General features: G+C 65.8%; 18 protein-coding genes. 11 read left to right on the top strand and 7 right to left on the bottom strand.

Features of this window, described 5'->3' with window-relative positions:
- The first annotated feature begins 47 nt into the window (after positions 1-47).
- From SE92_RS12495 to SE92_RS12475, 5 genes are all read left to right on the top strand, one after another.
- Positions 48-974 carry a helix-turn-helix domain-containing protein gene (locus SE92_RS12495; protein WP_063195972.1) on the top strand — a complete coding sequence of 309 codons (927 nt, stop codon included), beginning with the start codon at positions 48-50 and terminating at the stop codon, positions 972-974.
- Positions 975-1,056: 82 nt separating this feature from the next.
- Complete coding sequence (locus SE92_RS12490; RefSeq protein WP_198172624.1) at positions 1,057-1,521, top strand: (2Fe-2S)-binding protein; 465 nt, start codon at positions 1,057-1,059, stop codon at positions 1,519-1,521.
- 1 nt (position 1,522) lies between these two features.
- Positions 1,523-3,778, top strand: a complete 2,256-nt coding sequence (locus tag SE92_RS12485) for a xanthine dehydrogenase family protein molybdopterin-binding subunit (RefSeq protein ID WP_063195971.1) — start codon at positions 1,523-1,525, stop codon at positions 3,776-3,778.
- 8 nt (positions 3,779-3,786) lie between these two features.
- On the top strand, positions 3,787-4,428 hold the full coding sequence (locus SE92_RS12480; protein WP_063195970.1) for a hypothetical protein: 642 nt from the start codon (positions 3,787-3,789) through the stop codon (positions 4,426-4,428).
- A gap of 59 nt (positions 4,429-4,487) precedes the next feature.
- Entirely contained in the window at positions 4,488-5,159 is a 672-nt protein-coding gene (locus SE92_RS12475; RefSeq protein ID WP_063195969.1) for a type 1 glutamine amidotransferase domain-containing protein, read from the top strand.
- Between the two features lie 748 nt (positions 5,160-5,907).
- Here SE92_RS12475 and SE92_RS12465 read toward each other — a convergent pair.
- The 7 genes from SE92_RS12465 to ku form a co-directional block, all read right to left on the bottom strand.
- Positions 5,908-8,661, bottom strand: a complete 2,754-nt coding sequence (locus SE92_RS12465; protein ID WP_063195968.1) for a beta strand repeat-containing protein — start codon at positions 8,659-8,661, stop codon at positions 5,908-5,910.
- A gap of 1,095 nt (positions 8,662-9,756) precedes the next feature.
- A complete protein-coding gene (locus SE92_RS12460; protein ID WP_063195967.1) occupies positions 9,757-11,352 on the bottom strand; it encodes an MBL fold metallo-hydrolase in 1,596 nt (531 codons plus the stop codon).
- Positions 11,349-12,269, bottom strand: coding sequence for a ribose-phosphate pyrophosphokinase (locus tag SE92_RS12455; protein ID WP_063195966.1), 921 nt, complete (start codon positions 12,267-12,269; stop codon positions 11,349-11,351). The genes SE92_RS12460 and SE92_RS12455 overlap by 4 nt, the downstream gene beginning before the upstream one ends.
- Positions 12,266-13,807: a thymidine phosphorylase family protein gene (locus tag SE92_RS12450; protein WP_063195965.1), complete on the bottom strand. Its 1,542-nt coding sequence runs from the start codon at positions 13,805-13,807 to the stop codon at positions 12,266-12,268. Before SE92_RS12450 ends, SE92_RS12455 begins: the two co-directional genes overlap by 4 nt.
- A 149-nt stretch (positions 13,808-13,956) precedes the next feature.
- A complete protein-coding gene (locus SE92_RS12445; RefSeq protein ID WP_063195964.1) occupies positions 13,957-14,121 on the bottom strand; it encodes a Flp family type IVb pilin in 165 nt (54 codons plus the stop codon).
- A gap of 286 nt (positions 14,122-14,407) precedes the next feature.
- On the bottom strand, positions 14,408-14,644 hold the full coding sequence (locus SE92_RS12440; RefSeq protein WP_063195963.1) for a hypothetical protein: 237 nt from the start codon (positions 14,642-14,644) through the stop codon (positions 14,408-14,410).
- A 59-nt stretch (positions 14,645-14,703) separates the two neighbouring features.
- On the bottom strand, positions 14,704-15,687 hold the full coding sequence (ku, locus tag SE92_RS12435; RefSeq protein ID WP_063195962.1) for a non-homologous end joining protein Ku: 984 nt from the start codon (positions 15,685-15,687) through the stop codon (positions 14,704-14,706).
- A gap of 235 nt (positions 15,688-15,922) precedes the next feature.
- Between ku and SE92_RS36635 the strand changes: the two genes are divergently transcribed.
- The 6 genes from SE92_RS36635 to ccmI all read left to right on the top strand — a co-directional run bounded on the left by SE92_RS36635 (position 15,923) and on the right by ccmI (position 21,612).
- Positions 15,923-16,078: a hypothetical protein gene (locus tag SE92_RS36635; protein WP_198172622.1), complete on the top strand. Its 156-nt coding sequence runs from the start codon at positions 15,923-15,925 to the stop codon at positions 16,076-16,078.
- A 228-nt stretch (positions 16,079-16,306) separates the two neighbouring features.
- The gene (locus SE92_RS12430; protein ID WP_063195961.1) at positions 16,307-16,972 is read left to right on the top strand and encodes a response regulator transcription factor; all 666 of its coding nucleotides are present in this window, start codon (positions 16,307-16,309) and stop codon (positions 16,970-16,972) included.
- Between the two features lie 95 nt (positions 16,973-17,067).
- On the top strand, positions 17,068-18,444 hold the full coding sequence (locus SE92_RS12425; RefSeq protein WP_063195960.1) for an ATP-binding protein: 1,377 nt from the start codon (positions 17,068-17,070) through the stop codon (positions 18,442-18,444).
- Between the two features lie 162 nt (positions 18,445-18,606).
- Complete coding sequence (locus tag SE92_RS12420) at positions 18,607-20,007, top strand: hypothetical protein (protein ID WP_063195959.1); 1,401 nt, start codon at positions 18,607-18,609, stop codon at positions 20,005-20,007.
- 100 nt (positions 20,008-20,107) lie between these two features.
- Complete coding sequence (locus SE92_RS12415; RefSeq protein ID WP_063195958.1) at positions 20,108-20,377, top strand: hypothetical protein; 270 nt, start codon at positions 20,108-20,110, stop codon at positions 20,375-20,377.
- A gap of 131 nt (positions 20,378-20,508) precedes the next feature.
- Positions 20,509-21,612, top strand: coding sequence for a c-type cytochrome biogenesis protein CcmI (gene ccmI, locus SE92_RS12410; RefSeq protein WP_063203487.1), 1,104 nt, complete (start codon positions 20,509-20,511; stop codon positions 21,610-21,612).

The raw sequence follows: 21,612 nt of genomic DNA, 5'->3' as shown, positions 1-21,612 counted from the left end.
CGCTCGCGATACGGAGCCGGGATTCGCCGCAACGAAGCGGAGGTCATATGGCGCTCGTGACGCACGGAGATCAGAAATATCAGAACAGCGAGAAGCTCGCGGCGGCCAGCGACTGGCCGGGACTGAGCATCGAGCATCGCAAGTTCGAGGCGGGGCGCCAGGCAACGCCTGTCCCCATCTGCACCGAGCTCGTGATGTTGCTGTCAGGCGGCGGCATGGTGTGCCGCGCCGGCAATGGCGAAGTCCAGCAGAGCCTCGCCCGGCCGGGCATGAGCTACCTCGTGCCGGTGGGGACGCAGGAGAGTCACCTCGAGCTTTCGGACCGGATGGAATGCCTTCATCTCTATCTGCCGCCGGCGCTGCTGGACCAGGCCGCGCTCGCGGACTTCGATATCGATCCGGCCAAGGTCGAGATTGCTTATGCCCACGGTCTGGCGGACCAGATCCTCTTCCACATCTGCTCGCCGCTTCGCGACCTGCTCCATCGCCCGCGCCAGCCGACCGACGCGCTGTTCGTGGAGGGAATCCAGGTTGCGCTCGCGGCGCATCTGCTCGGGAATTACACGATCGACCGCTGGCGGCCGCCTGACAAGTCGCCGTCGCTCGATCCCAGGCGCCTGCAGCGCGTGCTGGACTATATCGAGGCTTCTCTTGGCAGCGATATCAGGCTGGAGGATCTCGCGGCCCAGGCTTGCCTCAGCCCCTATCATTTCTCCCGGTTGTTTCGCGAGGCGACTGGATTGTCGCCGCACCGTTACGTGACCGATCGCCGCGTCCAGGCTGCGCGGCACGAACTCGCACGCAACCATCTCTCCCTGGTCGAAATCGCCCTGGAGTTCGGTTTCGGCTCGCAAGCCAATTTCACGCGCGTGTTCCGCAAGTCCGCAAGTCTCACACCGGGGCAGTATCGCGAATTGTGCTGCGGCCAGGCCGAGGTGAAAGCCGATCCGGCATTCCGCAGGGATTGCGCATGATTCCGCAGGAATCGGGAATACGGCTCAGCGTCCATCAGGCAGTGCTGTTGTGCCGACGAAGTCCGCTAGGGGATATACCGACATGATCGAGCTCACCGTCAACGGCACCAAGCACCGTGTCGACGTCGTTCCCGAGATGCCCTTGTTGTGGGTGCTGCGCGACGAGCTCGGCATCACCAGTGCCAAATACGGCTGCGGGGTCGCGCAATGCGGCGCCTGCACCGTTCACATCGACGGCAAGGCGGTACGGTCCTGTCAGGCGCATATCGGCGAGGTCGCCGGCAAATCGGTCGTCACGCTCGAAGGCCTTGGCAACAAGGATCACCATCCGGTCTTGCAGGCCTGGATCGAGCACCAGGTTCCGCAATGCGGCTACTGCCAGACCGGCCAGATCATGCAGGCGATTTCCCTGCTCACGAAGATCCCCAAACCGACGGACGAGCAGATCAATCAGGTGATGTCGGGAAACCTCTGCCGCTGCGGCACCTATCCGCGCATCCGCGCGGCGATCCATGCGGCCGCGGCCAAGAAAATGGCGGAGAAGTGATATGGGCCATATGCAGGACCTCTCGCGGCGCGCGTTTGTCTTCGGCTCCGCCGCGATGGCCGGCGGCATCGCCTTCGGCTGCTATGGCGGTGCCGAAGCGGCCGCACCGGCCGCCGGCGACAATCCCTTGACCGCCGGCCTCGGGCCGAATTCCGTGACGTTCAATCCCTGGGTCGAGATCAGCCCGGACAAGATCACGCTGATCGCACAGCATGCCGACATCGGGCAGGGCGTCGGCTCGGTGCAGCCGATCATGATCGCCGAGGAGATGGACCTCGATCCCGGCCAGTTCGAAGTTCGCTTCGCTGGTCCCAGTCCCGCCTATTTCAACACCGGGTTCAAGGAGGAGCTGGCGCCGTTCCTCGCCTCGGATCAGAGCCCCGCGGCCGAAGCGGGTCGCGCCGCGGCGCTCGAAGGTCTTCGAAAGTCCGGCATGCAGATGACGGGCGGCTCGAGCACGATCCCCGATACCTATGAGAAGCTGCGCAAGGCCGGCGCCATAGCGCGTGAAACGTTGAAGGCCGCCGCTGCCAAGCGTTCGGGCGTCGCGGTGGCCGACATCCGTACCCGATCCGGGCACGTGATCCTCCCCGACGGCAAGAAGATTCCCTATGTCGAGCTCGCGGCGGACGCCGCCGGCATTCCTCCGGTGCTCGATGCGCAGACGCGCGATCCCTCCACCTGGCGATTGATCGGTAAGCCGATGATGCGCCTTGACGTTCGCGCCAAGGTTCTGGGCGAGTTGAAGTTCGGCATCGACATGAAGATGGAAGGCATGCTGTACGCTTCCGTCAAGCTGAACCCCAACAAGGGGCAGCCGCTGAAATCCTATGACGCGAGCAAGGCGCAATCGATGCCGGGGGTCAGGAAGATCCTCGAAATCAACAATGGCATTGCGGTGATCGCCACCAACAGCTGGTACGCGATGAGGGCCGCCGATGCCGTCAGGTGCGAGTGGGCGCCTTCAGTGTACCCCGCCGACCAGGTCGACCATTGGAAGGTGCTGCAATCCTCGTTCAAGCCGGAGTTCCTGGGCAAGGAATGGCGCAAGATCGGCGATGTCGAGGCCGGCCTGAAGACAGGCAAGCGCATCGAGGCGGAGTATCGCGCGCCCTACGTCGCCCATCAGCCGCTCGAACCGCTCAACGGGATCGGCCTCGTCACCGACAAGGGGATGGAGATCTGGGTCGGCCACCAGAGCCCTCAATTCGTGCAGCATGTCGCGGCGACCGCGATCGGCCTGAAGCCGGAACAGATCACCTTCCACAATCAGTGGACCGGCGGGAGTTTCGGCCACCGTCTCGAGTACGAGAACGTGCGTGTGCTGGCCGAGATCGCAAACCAGATGCGCGGCACGCCGATCAAGCTGGTGTTCTCGCGCGAGGAGGATTTTCTCCAGGACATTCCGCGGCAGATTGCGCTCGCCCGGCACAGAGGCAGCATCGACAAGGGCAAGATCGTCGCGGCCGATCTGCAGCTGGCCTCGACGGCCCCGCTCAAGGGGCTGCTCGAACGTTCGGGCGCCCCCTCGAAGGATCCCGACGCTCAATTGGCGGCGGGCCTCTGGAACGTCTACTACGACATCCCCAATTTCCGGGCCACGACTTACGAGGCGCAGGGGTTGTCGCCGAGCACCACGTGGCGGTCGGTCGGTGCCTCGACGGCCGGCTTCTTCACCGAAAGCTTCATCGACGAATTGATCCATGCGGCGGGGCTCGATCCGATGAAGGCGCGGATCGAGATGTGCGCCGTGCCACACTACCGCAAGCTGCTGGAGACGCTGGCGGAGATGTCGGACTGGAAGGGACCGCTCGGCAACGGCCGAGGCCGGGGCGTTGCCTTCGTCGAGTCCTTCGGCACACCGACTGCCGAAGTCGTGGAGGTCACCAAGACCGACAGGGGCATCAGGATCGACAAGGTCTGGGTCGCGGTCGACGTCGGCAAGGTGATCGACCCCGTCAACTTCGAGAACCAGGTGCAGGGCGGGGTGGTCTGGGGCCTCGGCCACGCCATCAACTGCGAGCTCACTTACGCGAAGGGCGCGGTGCAGCAGACCAACTACAACCACCACGAGGCCATGCGCCTCTACCAATGTCCGGTGATCGAAGTTCGCGGGCTCGAGAACGATCCCAAGGTGAGGGGCGTCGGCGAGCCGCCCGTTCCGCCGGCGGCGCCCGCGCTCGCCAACGCGATCTTCGCTGCGACCGGGCTGCGCATCCGCGAAATGCCCTTCAACAAGTTCATCGATTTCGTGTGAGGCAGGCCATGAAGATATCGCTGATCGCACTGCTTCTCGCGGGCGTCGCCGTGTCTGCCGTCACGGGCATCGTCGCGGCCAAAGACGAGGTCAAGCTGGCGGCCAAGGACTTGCTGCCGCGGGGCAGCGTCAGCCGCGTCGAGGGGCTCGAGGCCTGGAAGCGGATCGAAGCGGTGGTGACGCATCCACGGTGTGCCAATTGCCATGTGGATGCCAAGGCCATCCCGATCTGGACACCGGCCGGCGAAACCAAGCCCCGCGTGCACGGCATGAACATCCACGGCGGCGAGAGCCGCATCGGCACGGAGGCGGTCCCGTGCTCGACCTGTCACATGACGTCGACCCAGGCGAACGAGCCCGCGCCGTCGCCGCCGCGCGCCGGCATCGACTGGCAGCTTGCGCCGGTGGCCTTCATCTGGTTCGGCAAGAGCGGCAAGGAAATCTGCGCGCAGATGAAAGATCCCAAGCGAAATGGCGGTCGCGATGCCGCAGGCCTCGTCGAGCATTTGCGCCACGATGCCTCGCTGAACGGCTTCATTCCGCGAGGCTGGGCGCCGGGAGAGGGACGTTCGACGCCGCCGGGCACCTTCGAGGACCATGTCAAGGACATGGCGAGGTGGGGCGCGGCGGGACAGCCCTGTCCGAATTGATGCGGGTCTGCCGCGCCGCGCCGGCGCGATCCCACATAGTCTCATCGAAAGGAAAAACCGTGACCCAACATGTCCTCTTCATCGTCACCAACGCAGCAGTGATTGGTCCGCATAGTCGCAAGACAGGCTTCTTTTTCGCCGAGATCGCCCATCCTTTCGATGTGCTCGACAAGGCCGGGGTCGCGGTCGAGTTTGCGTCGCCGGCCGGGGGATGGACGCCGTACGATGCGTATGACGAGAAAGATCCCGCCCAGAAGGAGTTTCTCGCGAGCAAGGCCTTTCGTCGCCTGAATCACAGTCGCAGATTGTCCGAGGTGGACGCTGCCGACTACGACGCCATCCTGGTGCCCGGCGGTCTCGGGCCCATGGTGGACATCCAGCGCAATGCAACGGTCCAGAGTGCCGTCGTGCGCGCCTGGACCACCGGCAAGCTCGTCGCCGCTGTTTGTCACGGGCCGTGCGCGCTGCTGGGCGTCAACCTCGGTGACGGCACGCCATTCGTGCGCGGCAAGAAGCTCACGTCCTTCTCGAAGAAGGAAGAATACGACTACGCCCGCGATGACGTGCCTTACGAGCTCGAGGACGCGTTGAGGGCAGAGGGGGCCGACTATTCGTCGGCCGCCAACTGGCAACCTCACGTCGTCGTCGATGGCCGGCTCATCACGGGGCAGAACCCCGCTTCGGCCGGACCGCTGGGAAAAGAGTTGCTGTCCGCCCTTAGGGACCGTTGAGGCGAGAATCTGAGACTTGAGGAGCGGGTGCAATTGATCGGCCGGACCCGCTCCCCGGACGTCGCTGCGCGCGATCCGGGCCGCGAGCTTGCGAGCTACCAGAGCCGCAGTTGGGCTGGCCGGCCAACAAACGTCCTATTTGCAGTTCTGGCAGATCATCAACTTTCGCTTCAACGCCCCGTCTTCCCGCTCGAGGACATCTGCATCCGGATCGGACCTGGTGTCCTTTGCGGCGCGTGACCTCATTGGCGCCGCCGCCTGGTGCGGGGCGTCATTGTCATCGACGGTGCCGACGCTGAAGCCGTCATAGTCGGCGGCCGGATTCGGTATCGCTTGAGACCCGCCTATCGTGGGCACCGTGGTCTCTGTGCGGGACGTCGCTGGCGGAGCTCTGTTTGTCGTCACCCGTGCGGGCTTGGTGGCACCCGGGCGCGGCGGCGATGCATCGGGCGGAGCAAGCGAAACCGGCGGGGCGTTCGAAGTCTGGCTTCTCGCGCTGTCATGCGACCATGCGACGACGAACACGAGGCCGAGAGCCAGGAGCGTCACGCTTCTCATCCGCATTCTTTCGGCAGCTCGGGTTCAACGATCGATGGCATGGCCCCGCCGAACCACGACGCGGACAGAGTATCAGGACCAGCATGGCCGTCAAAGCGTCATGGCCCGGACAGCGCACTGCGCCGTCCGGGCTGTATTCGATTGCGCTACCCGCAGGTCAGCGGGCCGGCGCCGGGCGCGCCTCGCCGGCTCAGACCAGCGTGCCCGCGTGAAGGTTCGCGTGCGCGAGCAACGACTGGATCACGACGTTGTCGCCGGGCCCACCGTCCAGCACGTCGAGGCCGCCACCGCCGATCAGCACGTCATCGCCAAGCCCGCCGAGCAGCGTGTCGTTCCCGGCGCTGCCGATCAACACGTCGTCGCCGGCACCGCCGTCGAAGACGAGATGCGGCCCGCCCGGGCCGACGCCCGAGGCCTCGATCACGTCGTCGCCGCCGAGGCCGTTGATGGTGATGGTGTCGTTGAAGTCGAAATTCTCGATCACGACCTGGCTGGCGAGGCCGTCGATCACCAGCGCGCCGTTGCTGTTGAGCGACAGCGTGATGACGTCGTCGCCGCCGGTGCCGTTGATCACGATGTTGTCGACCGCGCCGTCGCCGCCGGGGTTGCCGGGGTTGGCACCGAGGTCGATCTTCACCTGCGTCACGTCGGTGCCGGTCATGTCGCCGACGGTGATCTTGTCGGCGCCGCCGCGGGCATCGAACGCGATCGTCTCGACGCCATGCGTGTCCATCGTGATGTTCGCGACGTCGCGCGTCAGCTCGGCGCGGGAGCCGTTGGCAAAGATGTTGATGTTTTCGGCGATGTTGGCGCCGTTGAACAGCAGCGTGTCGCTGCCGGCCTGGCCCTCGACCGTGTCGTTGTCGTCACCGGGATTCCAGACGAACGTGTCGTTGCCCGCACCCATCAGCGCGACGTCGTTGCCGTCGCCGCCGTTGATGAGGTCGTCGCCCTGGCTGCCGCGGATGGTGTCGTTGCCGATGCCGCCGTTGATCGTCAGCTGCAGCACGCCGGCAGCAAGGCCGCTGGCGTCGATGACGTCGTCGCCGGAAAGGCCGTTGAGCGTCAGCTGATCGGTGGCATCCATGGAGTTCAGGTGGGTGGCCGCATGCAGGCCGAACACCGTCACGCCGCCGGCATTGCCGCTGACGCCGAACGTGTCGGCACCCTGGGTGGCATCGACTGAGACTGTATCGACGGCGCCGTCGGGCGTTCCGGTCGAGCCGCCGAGATCGATGTTCACCCGCGTCAATTCGGTTCCGCTCAGATCGCCGACGGTGATATGGTCGGAGCCGCCCAGCGCATGGAGATCGACATGCTCGACCCCGTGCAGGTCCATCGTGATGTTGGCGACGTCGCGCGTCAGCAGGGCGCGATCGCCGTTCGCCACGACGGACATGGTTTCCGCAATGTTGGCGCCGAAGAATCGCAAGCTGTCGACGCCGGTGCCGCCCTCGACGGTGTCGCTGCCGTCGCCGGGGTTCCATTGAAAGACGTCGGTGCCGGCGCCGAGCAGCGCGACGTCGTTGCCGCGGCCGCCGACGACGACATCATTGCCGTCGCCGCCGATCAGCGTGTCGTTGCTGCCGCTGCCGGTGATCGTGTCGTTGCCGGCGCCGCCATCGATGGTCAGGTGCACGATCCCTGCGGCCAGCGTGGCCGCCGAGATCGTGTCGTTGCCGCCGAGGCCCTCGACGAGAAGCGCATCGTTCGCGCCTTCCGCATTGGTGATGGCCACGGCAGCCGGCAGTCCCGTGACCGCAACCGACGTGCCCGTGCCGGATATCTCGATCGTATTGCCGCCGTTGGTGCCGACCAGCGTCACGGTGTCGGCCGCGCCGTCGCCGGTGCCGTTCGACCCGAGATCGATGTTGACCTGCCTGACGTCGGTGCCAGCCAGGTTGTTGATGACGATGTTGTCGCTGCCGCCCTGGGCATTGATCGTGACAGTTTCGATGCCGTCGAGGTCCATCGTGATGTTGGCGACATTGCGGGTGAGCAGGGCATGGCCGCCATTGGCCGCGGACAGTGTGATGTCCTCGCTGATGTTCGAGCCGTTGAACAGCAATGTGTCGGTTCCGGCCTGTCCGTCGACCTTGTCGCTGCCGTCGCCGGGATCCCACTGAAAGGTGTCGTTGCCGGCGCCGAGCAAAGCGGTGTCGTTGCCCTGGTTGCCGTCGACGAAGTCGTTGCCGTCGCCGCCGAGCAGCAGGTCCGCGCCGTTGCCGCCGAGGATGGTGTCGTTGCCGGCGCCGCCGTCGAGTGTCAGCGTGATCAGCGCGGCGAGATTGCCTGTCGCGGTGATCATGTCGTCACCGCCACCGGCGTGGACTACGAGGTTTTCGGTGGTGCCGATGTCGAGCGAGAAGGGGGCGGGATCGACACGGTCGAAGCGCACGCGGGTGCCGTTGGCCGTGATGGCGAAGGTCTCGCCGCCGTTGCCGCCATTGACTTCCGCGGTGTCGATGCCTTCGCCGCCTTCCATCAGGTCGCTGTCGTCGCCGGGGTTCCAGATCATGCGGTCGTTGCCGGCTTCGCCGAACATCTGGTCGTTGCCGTCGCCGCCGACCAGCACGTCATTGCCGGAACCGCCGAACAGCAGGTCGTTGCCGCCCTTGCCGAACAGCGTGTCGTTGCCGGACTGGCCGAACAGCAGATCGCCGCCGGATCCGCCGCTCAGCGTATCGTTGCCGGCGCCGCCGAACAGGTTCGCGGCGGGCATCGCGCCGTTGCTCTCGTCGATCGTGATGATGTCGTTGCCGTCCTGGCCGAAGGCCTGGATCAGTTTGGTGTTGGCGACCGTGGCGGGGCCACCCTTGATCGGGACCGCGCCATGGTTGACGACGATCGTCCCCGCCGCGTTTCGGCCCAACGTGACCGCGTTGTTGTGGCCATTGCCAAAGACGGTGAGAATTCCGGCAGAAAAATTCGCTGTGACAGCCATGTTCACTTCTCACTCTACGTGATCGAAATAGGCCGTGCGGCGGTATCGTGACGCTTTTCGCGATGCCGGGCGAACGGCAGACAATCCGTCTGTAGGCCCGGGTGCCAGTTCCGGCTTGGCTGAAGTCTTCCGATGGGCTCCTGTTTTCCTTGAGAACAGCTTGATTTTCGGGAAGGGCCGGGTGGAGCGACAGTTCACGCAGCCGTGTTCGCGGCAGCCCGGCCGATGCCATCCACCATCCGTTGTGTTGCCCGGCGGGCAAAACACGCCAGCGCTGGGTCCATGGGTCTCGGCAAAAATATTCGAATTTACAGAAGTTCGGTTTTGCCGTACAAGCCTGGCCATCCCGCCCGCCACAAGGGGCGTTTCGCGATCGTCACGAGACGCGGGCCGGGATGCGGTGGCCGCGACGGCGTCGGCGCGCGATGGTGGCTAGCAGGGCGGGAAACCGTGAGCAGCGGCAGGCGCGATACGACACGGCGCTGACAGCGTCTTCGAATGGTCTTTGCGGCGAGCGCACGCCAGCCGCGGAGAACCCAGCGACGACGTGCGCGGACGGAGAAGTCGTGTGGTCCTGACGCCCGGGGTTCTGGCGTCAAGTCTTGGCGGAGATGTGGCGGCCAACCGGCACGTGCATCGATCATCCGCAAGGCGACGGGGGCAATAGTGCAACGCTCCCCGAGGAGAGCGCGAAGGACACCGTGAAAACCATCGCGCAGGGAAGGCCGGGCGACCGGCGTCACCTGTGATCCACCCCGTGCGCATTTTTTCGCACACGGGATTGCGGGTGCCAGCCGGCGCCCGGCCTTCCCTGCGCCCTTGCTTTCAAGAAGGGCGGAAGAAGCCAGCAAACCTCGGGCGAAACACGCCGCGAGAATGAGTCGCCGTGTCTATCGCCAGAAATCGGTCTCGTGCCCCGGACGCGCCGCAGCACGAAGTGATGCGGCGCAGAGCCGGGGCCCAGTCTCACAGCGCGACCGTCGGAAACATGGGTCCCGGCTCTGCGCAGCAGCGCAAGAGCGCCGCAGCGCGTCCGGGACACGAGAGCGGCGCGATATGGCCAATGACGTCGGTTGGAGAGGCGCCAACGCGTCTCTACGTCGTTTCCTCCAGCGCCCGGCGCAGCCGGCGGACGATCACGCCGCGGGCGCGGTCGTCGGCGGCGGCGCCGATCCGGTCGTTGATATCGAGCATGAGCTCGGACATCTCGTTGTGCCAGTCGAGGCGGGTCACGGCCTCCGGCGCGAGGCGCCGGCGGTGATCGACGTCGAGCACACGCGGTTCGGGCGCGGCGAGCTCGTAGATGTCGTCCAGGGTCGGCTGATAGACCTTCGCCGCCGGAACGATGCGCTCGGCGACACGTTCGGCGAGTCCCGCGATGGCGCCTTCCTCGCCGTGGACCAGGAACAGCCCGCGGGCGATCGGCCGTCGCGCCGCGATCCAGCCGGCCATGCCGGCGCCGTCGGCATGGCCGGAATATTCGTCGATCATGCGGATGCGGGCCGCGACCTTGATTTCCTCGCCCTGGATCCGCACCGCCTTGGTCCCATTCTGGAGGAAGCGGCCGAGCGTGCCGTTGGCCTGGAAGCCGGCGAGCAGCACGGTGGCGCGCTCGTTCCACAGCCAGCGCTTCAGATGATGGCGGATGCGGCCTGCATCGCACATGCCGCTCGCGGCGATGATGATATGGAATCCGGACAGGCGCATGATCGCCTTGCTCTCGTCCGCGGTCTCGGTGAATTTGAGATGAGGCGAATTGAGCAGGCGCGCGGCATCGACCGACGGGTCGAGGCTCTCGGCATGGCGGCGAAACACTTCGGTGGCGCGGATCGCGAGCGGCGAATCGAGGAAGATCGGTGCGGTCGGAATCTCGCCATGCTCCATCAAATCGACGAGATCGACGATCAGCTCCTGGGTGCGCTCGACCGCGAAGGCGGGGATCAGCAGCGCGCCGCCGGCACTTGCTGCCTCGCGCACCTCGGCGGCGAGGTGCTTGCGGCGGAGGGCAGGGGTCGTCGCCTCGCGCAGGCGGTCGCCATAGGTCGATTCCGAGATGACATAGTCGAAATCGGTCGGCGCCTCGGGATCGGGCTGCAGCAGCTTCGCCTCCGGGCCGACATCGCCGGAGAGCAGCACGCGCATCGGACGCGGCGCGCCTTGTTCGTCGATTTCGAGCTCGATCGAGGCCGAGCCGAGCAGATGGCCGGCGTTCCAGTAGCGCGCGCGGACGCCGGGGATCACATGGGTCCAGCTTTCATAGTCGACGGCGCGAAACGATTGCAGCGATGCAATCGCGTCGGCCTGCGTGTAGATCGGGTAAACTTCCTTGCGGCCCCGCGAGACGTTGCGCCGGTTGAGCTGCGTGACTTCCGATTCCTGGATGCTGCCGGCGTCGGGCAGCATGTAGGAGCAAAGGTCGATGGTGCCCCGCGTCGCCAGGATCGGTCCCTCGAATCCGCCTCGCACGAGCTTCGGCAACAGGCCGCTATGGTCGATATGGGCGTGCGTGAGCAGCACGGCGTCGATATCGGCAGGGCGGAACGGAAAGGCGCCGTAGTTGAGCTCCTTCAGCGTCTTCTGGCCCTGGAACAGGCCGCAATCGACCAGGAAGCGGCCCGTCGCGGTCTGGAACAGATAGCTGGAACCAGTCACGGTGCGGGCGGCGCCGCAGAACCGAACGGTGATGCTCATGGAATCGTCTCCGGAAGATGTGTCCTGGTCAGTTCGCGTCGCAACGCGGCTGCGAGGCTCTCGTCGAGCGCAATCGCGTTGGTCGGATGCGGAACGCTGTCGGTCGAGCGAACCGATCGGATGCCGGCTTCGGTGAAGGCGGCGAGCATCGCGGGTGGAAACAGCGCATGCGTCACGACCGCATCGACGGCGGTCGCGCCCATCGCCGTCAGGGCCTTGGTCGCTTCGATCAGCGTCGTTCCGGAGGAGACTATGTCGTCCACCAGCAGCGCCGGCCGTCCCGACAGCAGGCCGGGGTCGGCAAAACTGATCGCCACGGAACGATCGCCGTGCCGCGTCTTGCTCGCCACCGTATGCTGCAATCGCAGCCGGCTCGCGATGTCGCTGACCCAGGGCTCGGACTCCATGTCGGGTCCGATCACGACCGTGGCGGGGTCGATGCCGGCCGTCGCTATGGCCTTCGCGATAGCCGGCATCGCGGACAGGTTCTCCGCTTCAATGCCTGGAAAGACGGACCTGATGTCGGGGGTGCGATGCAAATGCGCATCCACGGTGACGATGCGGTCGACGGTCCTTGCCAGCAGCGCGCCCATCGCACGCTGGCTGATGGCTTCGCCCGCATGAAACGCAGCATCCTGCCGCATGTAGCAAAGATAGGGCGCGATCAGCACCAGCCGCTTGGCGCCGCCGCGCCGCAGGGCTTCCGCAGCGAACAGCAGCGTGATCAGCTTGTCATTGGGCTGATCGAGCGGGGCATAGAGGAGTGTGGTGTCGGTCGCCGGCGCGACGGCGACGCGCAGCTCGCCGTCGGGAAAGCGATGCACGGCGATCTCGGCGCAGGACAGGCCAAGTCGTGCCGCGAGGCGTTTCGCCGCGTCGCTGCCGCCGGACAATGTCTGAAGCGAGATCGTGCTCACGACGCCGACTTGCCTTGCGGGGTCTCGTGACCGTTGACGAGGTAACCGCTTTGCTCGGTGGCGGCATCGGTCGCCAGATCATGCTCGGGCCGGTCGAAGGTGTAGACCCGATAGAGCGGCTCGCCCTGCTCGACGCGGTCGCCGATCTTCTTGAACAGGCGGATGCCGGCGCCCTTGTCGAGCGGCGCGCCGGCGGTGCGGGCGAGGCGGTTGAGACGCAGGCAGTCGATCGCGGACACGGTGCCGTCCTGCGCCGCCTTGACGTCGAAGCTGAGCGGTCCCAGCTCGTTGCTGCATGTCGACGGGCCCTGGGCGTCGATGATCTTCTGCATCTGCTTCAGAGCCGCGCCGCTGTCGAGCAGCTCGCGCGCCCGCGCATAGCCGGCGCCGCCCCGCAGCTTCGGATCGTATTCCAAGAGATGAGCGGCGAGCCGCAGCGACTTCTCGCGCAGATCGCGCGGCGCATCCGGTTCGTTGCCGAGCACGGCCATGACGTCATTGGCCTCGAGCACCGGTCCGATGCCGTTGCCGATCGGCTGGCTGCCGTCGGTCATGATCACCTCGACCGAGCGGCCGAAGCGGTCGCCGACGAATTCGAACAGCTTGCGGAGCCGCATCGCCTCGACGCCATTGGTGACCTTCGCGGTCGGTCCGACCGGAATGTCGATGAGCAGATGGGTCGAGCCTGCCGCGATCTTCTTGGACATGATGGAGGCGACCATCTGCTCGCGCGTATCGAGGCTCAAGGGACGCTCGACCGAGATCAGGACGTCGTCGGCCGGCGACAGGTTCACGTGGCCGCCCCAGATCAGACAGCCGTTGCAGGCCGAGACGATCGCCTTCATCTCCTCGACGCCGACATTCACCCGCGCCAGCACCTCCATCGTGTCGGCGGTGCCGGCAGGCGAGGTGATGGCGCGCGAGGAGGTCTTGGGAATCGGCAGGCCGTGCGCGGCGACGATCGGCACCACCACCATCGAGGTGCGGTTGCCGGGAATGCCGCCGATGCAATGCTTGTCGACGACGACGGGCGTCGGCCACACCAATTGCGTGCCGGCCTGGGCCATCGCCCCGGTGAGGGCGAGCAGCTCGTCGCTGGTGATGAAGCTCGCCGAACCGATCAGGAAGGCAGCGATTTCCATGTCGGAGTAGCGATAATGCGCGAGGTCGTTGATGATCGCGCCGATCTCGGCCTGGCTCAGAATTCGTCCGCGGATCTTCGCGCGCACCGCTTCCAGGCTCTCCGGAGGTGCGGCAGGTCTGACCGTGACAAGTGTGCCGGCGCCTTGCGCGAAGCGGCGCAACGCCGGTTCAGAGAGGCCGATCTCGTCCGGGGCCACCAGCGTATCGTCGTCGGTGATCAGCAAGGTCGCGAGCAGGACCTTGCCGCCCTGGTTCAGCTCGACGCGGCTGAAGCCGCGGAAAATCTCGGCGCGGAGCGCCTTCGACTGCCTGGAGATAATGACGACGTTCTCGCGGCCGGTATCGAGCCGGACGCGGCGGATTTTCAGTTGGGAGTGCGGGAGGTCTGGATGCATGGACAGGCCGGCAGGGAGGAAACTCAGCCTCCATGCTTAGCCGTCGCGATGCCAGTGCTGTTGACCCAGATCATGGCCGGCACGACCGGCCGGCCTGCGCGCCATGACGATGTCGCTGATGCCGGAAGGCCTCCGGTCGGGTCGGCCGGTTACTTCGTGGCGGCGTCGATCGAGTTGAACTTGTTGTTGAGCAGTGCGCCGCCGGTGCTGTTCACGATGGTGACGATCGCGAGCGCGATTCCCGCGGCAATCAGGCCGTATTCGATCGCGGTTGCAGCATTCTCATCGGCAAGGAACGACCTAAGCAAACGCATTCCCAACTCCTGTTCATCCGATCCAACGTGTGGCCGCGTCGTCGTCGAACTCGTCAATCGATCGAATAAGTCTTCACGCGCGCCAAAAGAATTAAGCCCGGGCGCGCGCGCCTCCGCTGATACGACGGCATCCCTTAAATTTAGGTTCCATCGGCCCGTCCAAATGGATTCAAATCACCGGCCTGCCACCGACAGGGGTTGCGAAGCGCGCCGGGAGCCGCTCGCCGCACCGGAGAGCGGCGTGCCGGTTAACGGATCGTTGAGGCTGTTGGCCGGGCCATTGCGCTCATCCGCGCCGGCCGCCCGCGTTCAGCGCCCGCAACATGGCGATGCGGGCGAACATCACCCAGCCGCCGCCGGTTTCGGCCGCCTTGATCAAGGTCTCGATGGCGATCTGCCAGTGCGCCTCGTGCTGGGCGTCCTCGGGCAGGCGCATGATGTAGTCCGCCGCCTGTTGAAGCGTGCGCAACTGGCGCCTGTTGTCCACGCGAACGGGATCGTCGAACGCCGTCGACCAGGGCATGTCAGGCCGCCTGATCCGGAAGGAGTGACATCACGGCGTGATCGCAGATGCGATGCTGGTCAGCTCGCCTTCTTCGCCCGCGCCGGTGCGCGCACCGGCTTGTCGGCGGCCTTTTTCGGAGCCTCCTTCGCCGTCTTCGCCGCGGGCTCCTTGCCGCCCTTGCCTGAGATCGGCAGCAGCATCTCGCGCTGGCCCTCGACGCGCTTCTTGGGCTTCTTGGCCTTGGTGGCCTCCTTGGCGACCTTCGCCGCGGGCGCCGTGTCCTTCTCGTTCGCGATGCTCTTCTTCAGCGCGTCCATGAGGTTGATGACGTTGCCGCTGCTCTTCGGCGTGGCCTTGGCCGCGATCGGCATGCCGGAGCGCTTCTTGTTGATGAGATCGATCAGGGCGCTTTCGTAATGGTCCTCGAACAGCTCGGGCTCGAACGCACCGGACTTCTTCTCGACGATATGCTTGGCGAGATCGAGCATGTCCCTGGTGAGCTTCACGTCCTGGATGTCGTCGAAATATTCGGTCTCGCTGCGGACCTCGTAGGGGTAGCGCAGCAGCGTGCCCATCAGCCCGCTCTCGAGCGGCTCGAGCGCGATGATGTGCTCGCGATTGGTCAGCACGACGCGGCCGATCGCGACCTTGTTCATGCTGCGGATGGTCTCGCGGATCACCGCATAGGCGTCATGGCCGACCTTGCCGTCGGGCACGAGATAATAGGGGCGGATCAGATAGCGGTTGTCGATGTCCGCCTTCGGCACGAACTCGTCGATGTCGATCGTGTGGGTGGAGTCGAGCGCGATGTCGTCGAGCTCGTCCTTGGTGACCTCGATATAGGTGTTGGTGTCGACCTTGTAGCCCTTGACGATGTCCTCGGATGTCACCTCGTCACCGGTCTCGGCGTCGACCTTGAGGTACTTGATCCGGTGGCCGGTCTTGCGGTTGATCTGGTTGAAGGAGACCTTCTCGGTGTCCGAAGTGGCCGGATAGAGCGCGACCGGACAGGTCACGAGCGACAGACGCAGAAAACCCTTCCAATTGGCGCGGGGGGCCATGGGCTACTCCAAACGCAACAGGGACAGACGACTAGGATACCATCGAGGAACAACGAATCAAAGCAAGGTCGGTTGCTGAATCTTGCAACTGCGTTAACCGGCCGCGGGGCCAAGCCATCGCCGCCCGATCCGGGCGCAAGAGCCGGAACATCATATCCCATCACGCGTTGGCTGGGGACATCGGCTGCGAGGAGGTCGCGGCTATCGGGAGCGACATCCACAGATTGAGGGCATTATGGCAACCACGCGAGAGCAGCAACCGATCGTCGAAACGGCAACCGAGGCGCGGCAGGGTGAACCTGGGCCGTCCGTCGCCGCCCTGCTCGCCATCTCGACCGGGCTTGCGATCCTGATCCTCGCCGTCATCTGGTTCGTGTTCTTCCGGACCTGACGGCCGAGTTGACGGGAAGGGCGGACCTTCCGGCGCGCCGCGATACGCGGCACATTACGCCCGTCCTGCTGCCGGCTCGCCCGGTCGCAGGGCGGGCGCAGTCGCGTTGGCGGCCAGCATCGTATATGACCAAAAAGTAACGCGGCGGGTTCCCCGCGTTCATACGCGGTTCACGCCGGAATTGCTCATCTGGCGCGGTGTTGATGCAATCTATTTCTGGAGAGAAGCGTGCGCCTGCTCGTTGTTGAGGACGACCCCGATCTCAATCGCCAGCTCACCAAGGCGCTGACCGACGCCGGTTATGTCGTCGATCGTGCCTTCGATGGTGAGGAGGGGCACTATCTCGGCGACAACGAGCCGTATGATGCCGTCGTGCTCGACATCGGCCTGCCGAAGAAGGACGGCATCTCGGTGCTGGAAGCCTGGCGCCGCAACGGCCGCACCATGCCGGTGCTGATCCTCACCGCACGCGACCGCTGGAGCGACAAGGTGCAGGGCTTCGACGCCGGCGCCGACGACTACGTCCCCAAACCGTTCCACCTCGAGGAGGTGTTGGCGCGCATCCGCGCGCTGCTGCGGCGCTCGACCGGCCATGCCCAGAGCGAGCTCAGCTGCGGCCCCGTGACCCTCGATACCCGGACCGGCCGGGTCAGCGTCTCCGGCAATCCGGTCAAGATGACCTCGCACGAATATCGGCTTCTGGCCTACCTGATGCACCATTCCGGGCGGGTGGTCTCCCGCACCGAGCTGGTCGAGCACCTCTACGACCAGGATTTCGACCGCGACTCCAACACGATCGAGGTCTTCGTCGGCCGCATCCGCAAGAAGCTCGACGTCGACATCATCCAGACCGTCCGCGGCCTCGGCTATCTCCTGACCCCGCCGGCCGCCTGATGCGTTCCGGGGCTTGACGGACAGCCCCGACAGGGGCCTTGGTCCGGACATGAGCTCCGACGCCCTGCCATCCTGCGCCTGCCGGGATCATTCCGATGCGCGCTAGTTCGCTTGCGAACCGCCTGTTCCTGTCGGCGACCGCCTGGCTCGTGGTGATCCTGGCCATCACCGGCGTGGTGCTGTCGTCGGTCTACAAGAGCGCGACCGAGCGCGCCTTCGACCGCCGCCTCAACCTTTATCTGCGCACCCTCATCGCCGAGGTCGCGACCCCCGACGAGCCGCCGGACCGTCAGTTCCAGTCGTTGGGCGAGCCCCTGTTCGAACTGCCGCTGTCCGGCTGGTACTGGCAGATCACGCGGACCGACACGGAAAAGCCGGAAGTGCGCTCCTCGCGCTCGCTCTGGGACAAGAAGCTGCCGAAGCTGGAGGAGCAGGGCACCGAGCTCACCGCCGCCGGCATTCGGCTCGCTTATGTCGATGGGCCCGAGGGGCAGAATTTGCGCATGGTCGAGCGTCCCGTCGATCTCGGCGCCGACGGCAAGTTCCTGGTCAGCGTGGCCGGCGACGACACCGAGATCTTCGACGAGACGCGCAGCTTCGACTATTATCTCGGCGGCACCTTCACCGCGCTCGGCATCGTGCTGCTGCTCACGACGGTGTTCCAGGTCCGCTTCGGCCTCGCGCCGCTCAAACGCATCTCCGAATCGATCGCCGACATCCGCTCCGGGCGGGCGGAGCGGCTCGAGGGAGAATTCCCGGTCGAGATCGCGCCGCTTGCGCGCGAGACCAACGCGCTGATCGACGCCAATCGCGAGATCGTCGAGCGCGCGCGCACCCATGTCGGCAATCTCGCCCATGCGATCAAGACGCCGCTCTCGGTCATCGTCAACGAGGCCGGCGCCCACGCGGCCGACCCGTTCGCGGCCAAGGTGATGGAGCAGGCCGACGTGATGCGCGACCAGGTCGCGCACCATCTGGAGCGTGCCCGCATCGCCGCGCGAGTCTCCGTGGTCGCGACCGTGACCGAGGTCGCACCTGCCATCGAGGCGCTGCGGCGGACCATGGAGAAGATCCATCGCGATCGCGGCATCGTGGTCGAAGCCAAGGCCGATCCGTCGGCGAAATTCCGCGGCGAGCGCCAGGACCTGGAGGAGATGGTCGGCAACCTCGTCGACAATGCCTGCAAATGGGCGGCTTCGCGCGTCTCCATCGAGGTTCTGGTGGAGACGCCGACCCAGGCGGGCGCCGGCCCGCGCCTGCGGATCATCGTCGATGACGACGGCCGCGGACTGTCGGAGGCCGAGCGCGCCCAGGTATCCCGGCGCGGCCAGCGGCTCGACGAGTCCAAGCCCGGCTCGGGGCTGGGGCTGTCGATCGTGACCGACCTTGCTGCGCTCTATGGCGGCAGCCTCTCGCTCGGCGGCGCGCCGACCGGCGGCCTGCGGGCGGATCTGGTCCTGCCGGCAGTCTAATCCCTTGGTTCCACGTGGCTTTTCATCCTCGCCAAGGCCCCGGCCGAAGCCAACCGGAGGGATTCCGTACGACTTCCTAAACCGCTTCTTAAGTGGGCCCTCCTATGATCGCGCCCGGACGCATCCCATGTCCGCCATCTTACCGTGCATTTACCCGGGCGCATGAGCCAGACATCGATCGAGCGGCTGAGGGACTATCTCGCGCAGCTCCCGCCGCAGGCGCAGGCCCTGCTGATGCGGGAGTTCGAGCGTGCGCTCGAACGCGGCCAGGACACGGCGGTGGCGACCCTCGTGCTCGAGCAATTGCGCAAGATCGTCCGTAAGACCGAAGCCGAGGAGGCCGCGCCGCCGCGCACGGACGACCTGTCCCGGCTGCTGTTCCAGGCGTTGGAACCGTTCCTGGTCGAGGCGGGCGTTCCGATCCGGGTCGGGCAGATCCGCCGCGCCTCGCTGCATCCGATCTGGCAATGGCTGGGCCGTGACGGCGCCCCGGACAAGGTGAACGAATTCGAGGCGGCGCTGGCGCGCATGCCGGCGGACAGTGCGGGGCAGGTCGAGGCGCTGGCCTCGAAGCTCCAAGCGGTCGCTGCGGACGCCATTTTCGCGCTGACGGGTCCCGGCGGCGGCGACAAGTCGCGCGCGCTGGCCCGGGTCGGCCCGCCCAACGTGATCGAGGACCTCTATTCGATGGGAGCCGTGCTTCAGGTCCGCGACGCCATCGCCGCCCTGAACGAGAAGCTGCCGCGCACCTTACGCGCGTTCGGCGATCCCCAGATCGCCTCGGTGACGTCGGCGCTCAACATTCCGGTGCTGCAGACCCCGCAAATGCTGCCCTTCGCGCTGTCGATCGTGGTGCAGCGGATGACAGCGCCGTGGCAGATCATCCGCCTCGCCATCAAGATTGCCGCCTCCGACGACGAGATCCGCGTCGCCGCGACGCCCTACGGCGTGGCCGTCACGATCGCGCTGCACGATCTGTCCTGCGTTGCCGCCACCCTGCGCATGGACATCAAGCGCGGCCATTTCGACAACGTTGCCGGCAATCTCAAAGCGTTGCATGACGGCGTGCGCGGCCTGCGCACCGAGCTCGACCTGCGCAACGATTCCGCCTGGGGCAAGCAGCTGACCTCGATCCGGGCCGACATCTCCAATGCACTGCAATCCGAGATCGACAGCGTTCCCGGCCGCGTTCGCCGCATCCTGCGCCAGCGCGCCGAGAAGGACATTCCGCCGGGGGCGCGGATCGACAGTACCGAGGTAGAGGAAACCGCGGCGCTGATCGATTTCGTCGCGACCTGCCGCAACTATGCGAGCGAGCTTGCGATCAACGAAGTGACCCTGCGCACCTATTCAGACCTTCAGCAATATGTCGAGCGCTCGACCGAGCAATTGGTGCAGTCGCTGCGCGCTGCCGATCACAAGGTCCGCACCTACAGGCAACAGCAGGTGCAGGCCGCGATTCGCTTCTGCCAGGTGCTGTTCGGCGACGATTACGCCTCGCTGATGAGCCGGGCCGCGGAGAACGCTGCGACCGGCGAGCGCAAATCCTCGCGCGCAAGCTGATTCAAGCGCATCTTTTCGTGATCACAATTTGTGGTTGACGGTGCCGGTGGCGCGCCGTACGGTCCCCGTGCAAATCCGGGGAACTTCTATTTGTGGGCGCATGAAACCCGTTATCAGCTCCATCGAAATTGAGAACCGCGTCATCGTTGCCAAGTATCAAAGACTGATGGTCGGCGCGAAGGTGGTGCTGGTCGAGAAGGCAAGCGGTCGGCAACTGTCCGAGACCATCACGAGGGTCGCGTCTCCGGTTCCGGTCGGCGCGCTGCGCATCAGATTGCCGGAGGCCGTCAAGCCGGGAACATACTTCCTGAAGGCCTTCAACGGGCACGGCGAGGACGCCGCGCAAAGCGCGGAGTTCGAAATCGGCTAAGCCGTTGGATTGTCACCGTTTCGGGACTGTGTGCGGTCGCGCCGAATTGACAATTGTCAATTGCCGCATCGTCCGGCCGTGGTGTAAAGCCACCTATGGGCGCGGTTCGTGCGCTGCCGGAAGCTTGCCAGATGACGTTATGGTTCGTGTTCGCGCTGATGACGGTCGCGGCGATTTTCGCCGTGCTCTTGCCGCTTGGCCGTAACGGACGCGCGCAAGCCCAGGGCAGCGAGGTCGCGGTTTACAAGGATCAGTTGGCCGAGGTCGATCGTGATCTCGCCGCAGGCTTGATCCCCGCGCCTGACGCCGAGGCGGCGCGCGTCGAGATCAGCCGCAGGCTGCTTGCCGCGGCCGCCAGCGAGGCCGCTCTGGCGCCGACGTCGAATCTGAAATGGCGCCGTGCGGCGGCCGTGCTGGCGCTCGCCGGCCTGCCACTCGTTGCGATTGCCATCTACATGCCGCTTGGCTCGCCCAAACTTCAGGACTTTCCGCTGGCACAACGGGAGCGCGCGCCGGGCAAGGCGCAGTCGCTCGAGAACCTCGTCGAACAGGTCCAGCAGCATCTGGAGAAGAATCCGACCGACGGGCGCGGCTGGAACGTGCTCGCGCCGGTGCTGCAGCGGCTCGGCCGTTTCGACGACGCCGTGCGCGCCTATCGCAATTCGCTCACCTACAATGGCGAGAGCGCGGAGCGCCGGGCCGATCTCGGTGAAGCGCTCTCGGCCGCCGCCGGCGGCGTGGTGACCGCCGAGGCCAAGACCGAATTCGAGCGTGCCCATGCCCTGGACGCCGACGATCCCAAGGCGAACTACTTCCTCGGCCTAGCCGCCGAACAGGACGGCCGCAAGGACGATGCGGCCAATATCTGGCGCGCGCTGCTTGCGAAAGCGCCCGCTGATGCGCCGTGGCGAACCCTGGTGCAGACCTCGCTGGTGCGGGTCGCCGGCGGGACGATGCCGGCGCTGTCGGACGAGACGATCGCCGCTTCCAAGGATATGGCCGAAGGCGATCGCAACGCGATGGTGCGCGGCATGGTCGACCGCCTGGCCACTCGGTTGAAGCAGAACGGCGACGATGTCGATGGATGGCTGCGCCTGGTGCGCGCTTATCTCGTGATGGGCGACCGTGACAAGGCGGCCGGGGCATCGGCCGATGCCCGGCAGGCGGTTGCCAGCGATGCCGAGCGGCTTCGCCAGCTCAACGAGGGCCTCAAGACTCTCGGGCTCGGCGGATGA

The sequence above is a fragment of the Bradyrhizobium sp. AT1 genome (genome assembly GCF_001590795.1).
Classification (GTDB): domain Bacteria; phylum Pseudomonadota; class Alphaproteobacteria; order Rhizobiales; family Xanthobacteraceae; genus Bradyrhizobium.
Note: the sequence above shows the minus strand (reverse complement) of the source record. Positions and strands in the feature narration are given on the sequence as shown.

Bases quoted from the DNA above. Each gene is read 5' to 3' on its own strand.
- SE92_RS12495 (WP_063195972.1), top strand. From the start codon at position 48: ATGGCGCTCGTGACGCACGGAGATCAGAAATATCAGAACAGCGAGAAG.
- SE92_RS12450 (WP_063195965.1), bottom strand. From the start codon at position 13,807: ATGCATCCAGACCTCCCGCACTCCCAACTGAAAATCCGCCGCGTCCGG.
- SE92_RS12415 (WP_063195958.1), top strand. From the start codon at position 20,108: ATGAAACCCGTTATCAGCTCCATCGAAATTGAGAACCGCGTCATCGTT.
- SE92_RS12425 (WP_063195960.1), top strand. From the start codon at position 17,068: ATGCGCGCTAGTTCGCTTGCGAACCGCCTGTTCCTGTCGGCGACCGCC.
- ku (WP_063195962.1), bottom strand. From the start codon at position 15,687: ATGGCCCCCCGCGCCAATTGGAAGGGTTTTCTGCGTCTGTCGCTCGTG.
- SE92_RS12490 (WP_198172624.1), top strand. From the start codon at position 1,057: ATGATCGAGCTCACCGTCAACGGCACCAAGCACCGTGTCGACGTCGTT.
- SE92_RS12465 (WP_063195968.1), bottom strand. From the start codon at position 8,661: ATGGCTGTCACAGCGAATTTTTCTGCCGGAATTCTCACCGTCTTTGGC.
- SE92_RS12480 (WP_063195970.1), top strand. From the start codon at position 3,787: ATGAAGATATCGCTGATCGCACTGCTTCTCGCGGGCGTCGCCGTGTCT.
- SE92_RS12440 (WP_063195963.1), bottom strand. From the start codon at position 14,644: ATGCCCTGGTCGACGGCGTTCGACGATCCCGTTCGCGTGGACAACAGG.
- SE92_RS12485 (WP_063195971.1), top strand. From the start codon at position 1,523: ATGGGCCATATGCAGGACCTCTCGCGGCGCGCGTTTGTCTTCGGCTCC.
- SE92_RS36635 (WP_198172622.1), top strand. From the start codon at position 15,923: ATGGCAACCACGCGAGAGCAGCAACCGATCGTCGAAACGGCAACCGAG.
- ccmI (WP_063203487.1), top strand. From the start codon at position 20,509: ATGACGTTATGGTTCGTGTTCGCGCTGATGACGGTCGCGGCGATTTTC.
- SE92_RS12460 (WP_063195967.1), bottom strand. From the start codon at position 11,352: ATGAGCATCACCGTTCGGTTCTGCGGCGCCGCCCGCACCGTGACTGGT.
- SE92_RS12445 (WP_063195964.1), bottom strand. From the start codon at position 14,121: ATGCGTTTGCTTAGGTCGTTCCTTGCCGATGAGAATGCTGCAACCGCG.
- SE92_RS12420 (WP_063195959.1), top strand. From the start codon at position 18,607: ATGAGCCAGACATCGATCGAGCGGCTGAGGGACTATCTCGCGCAGCTC.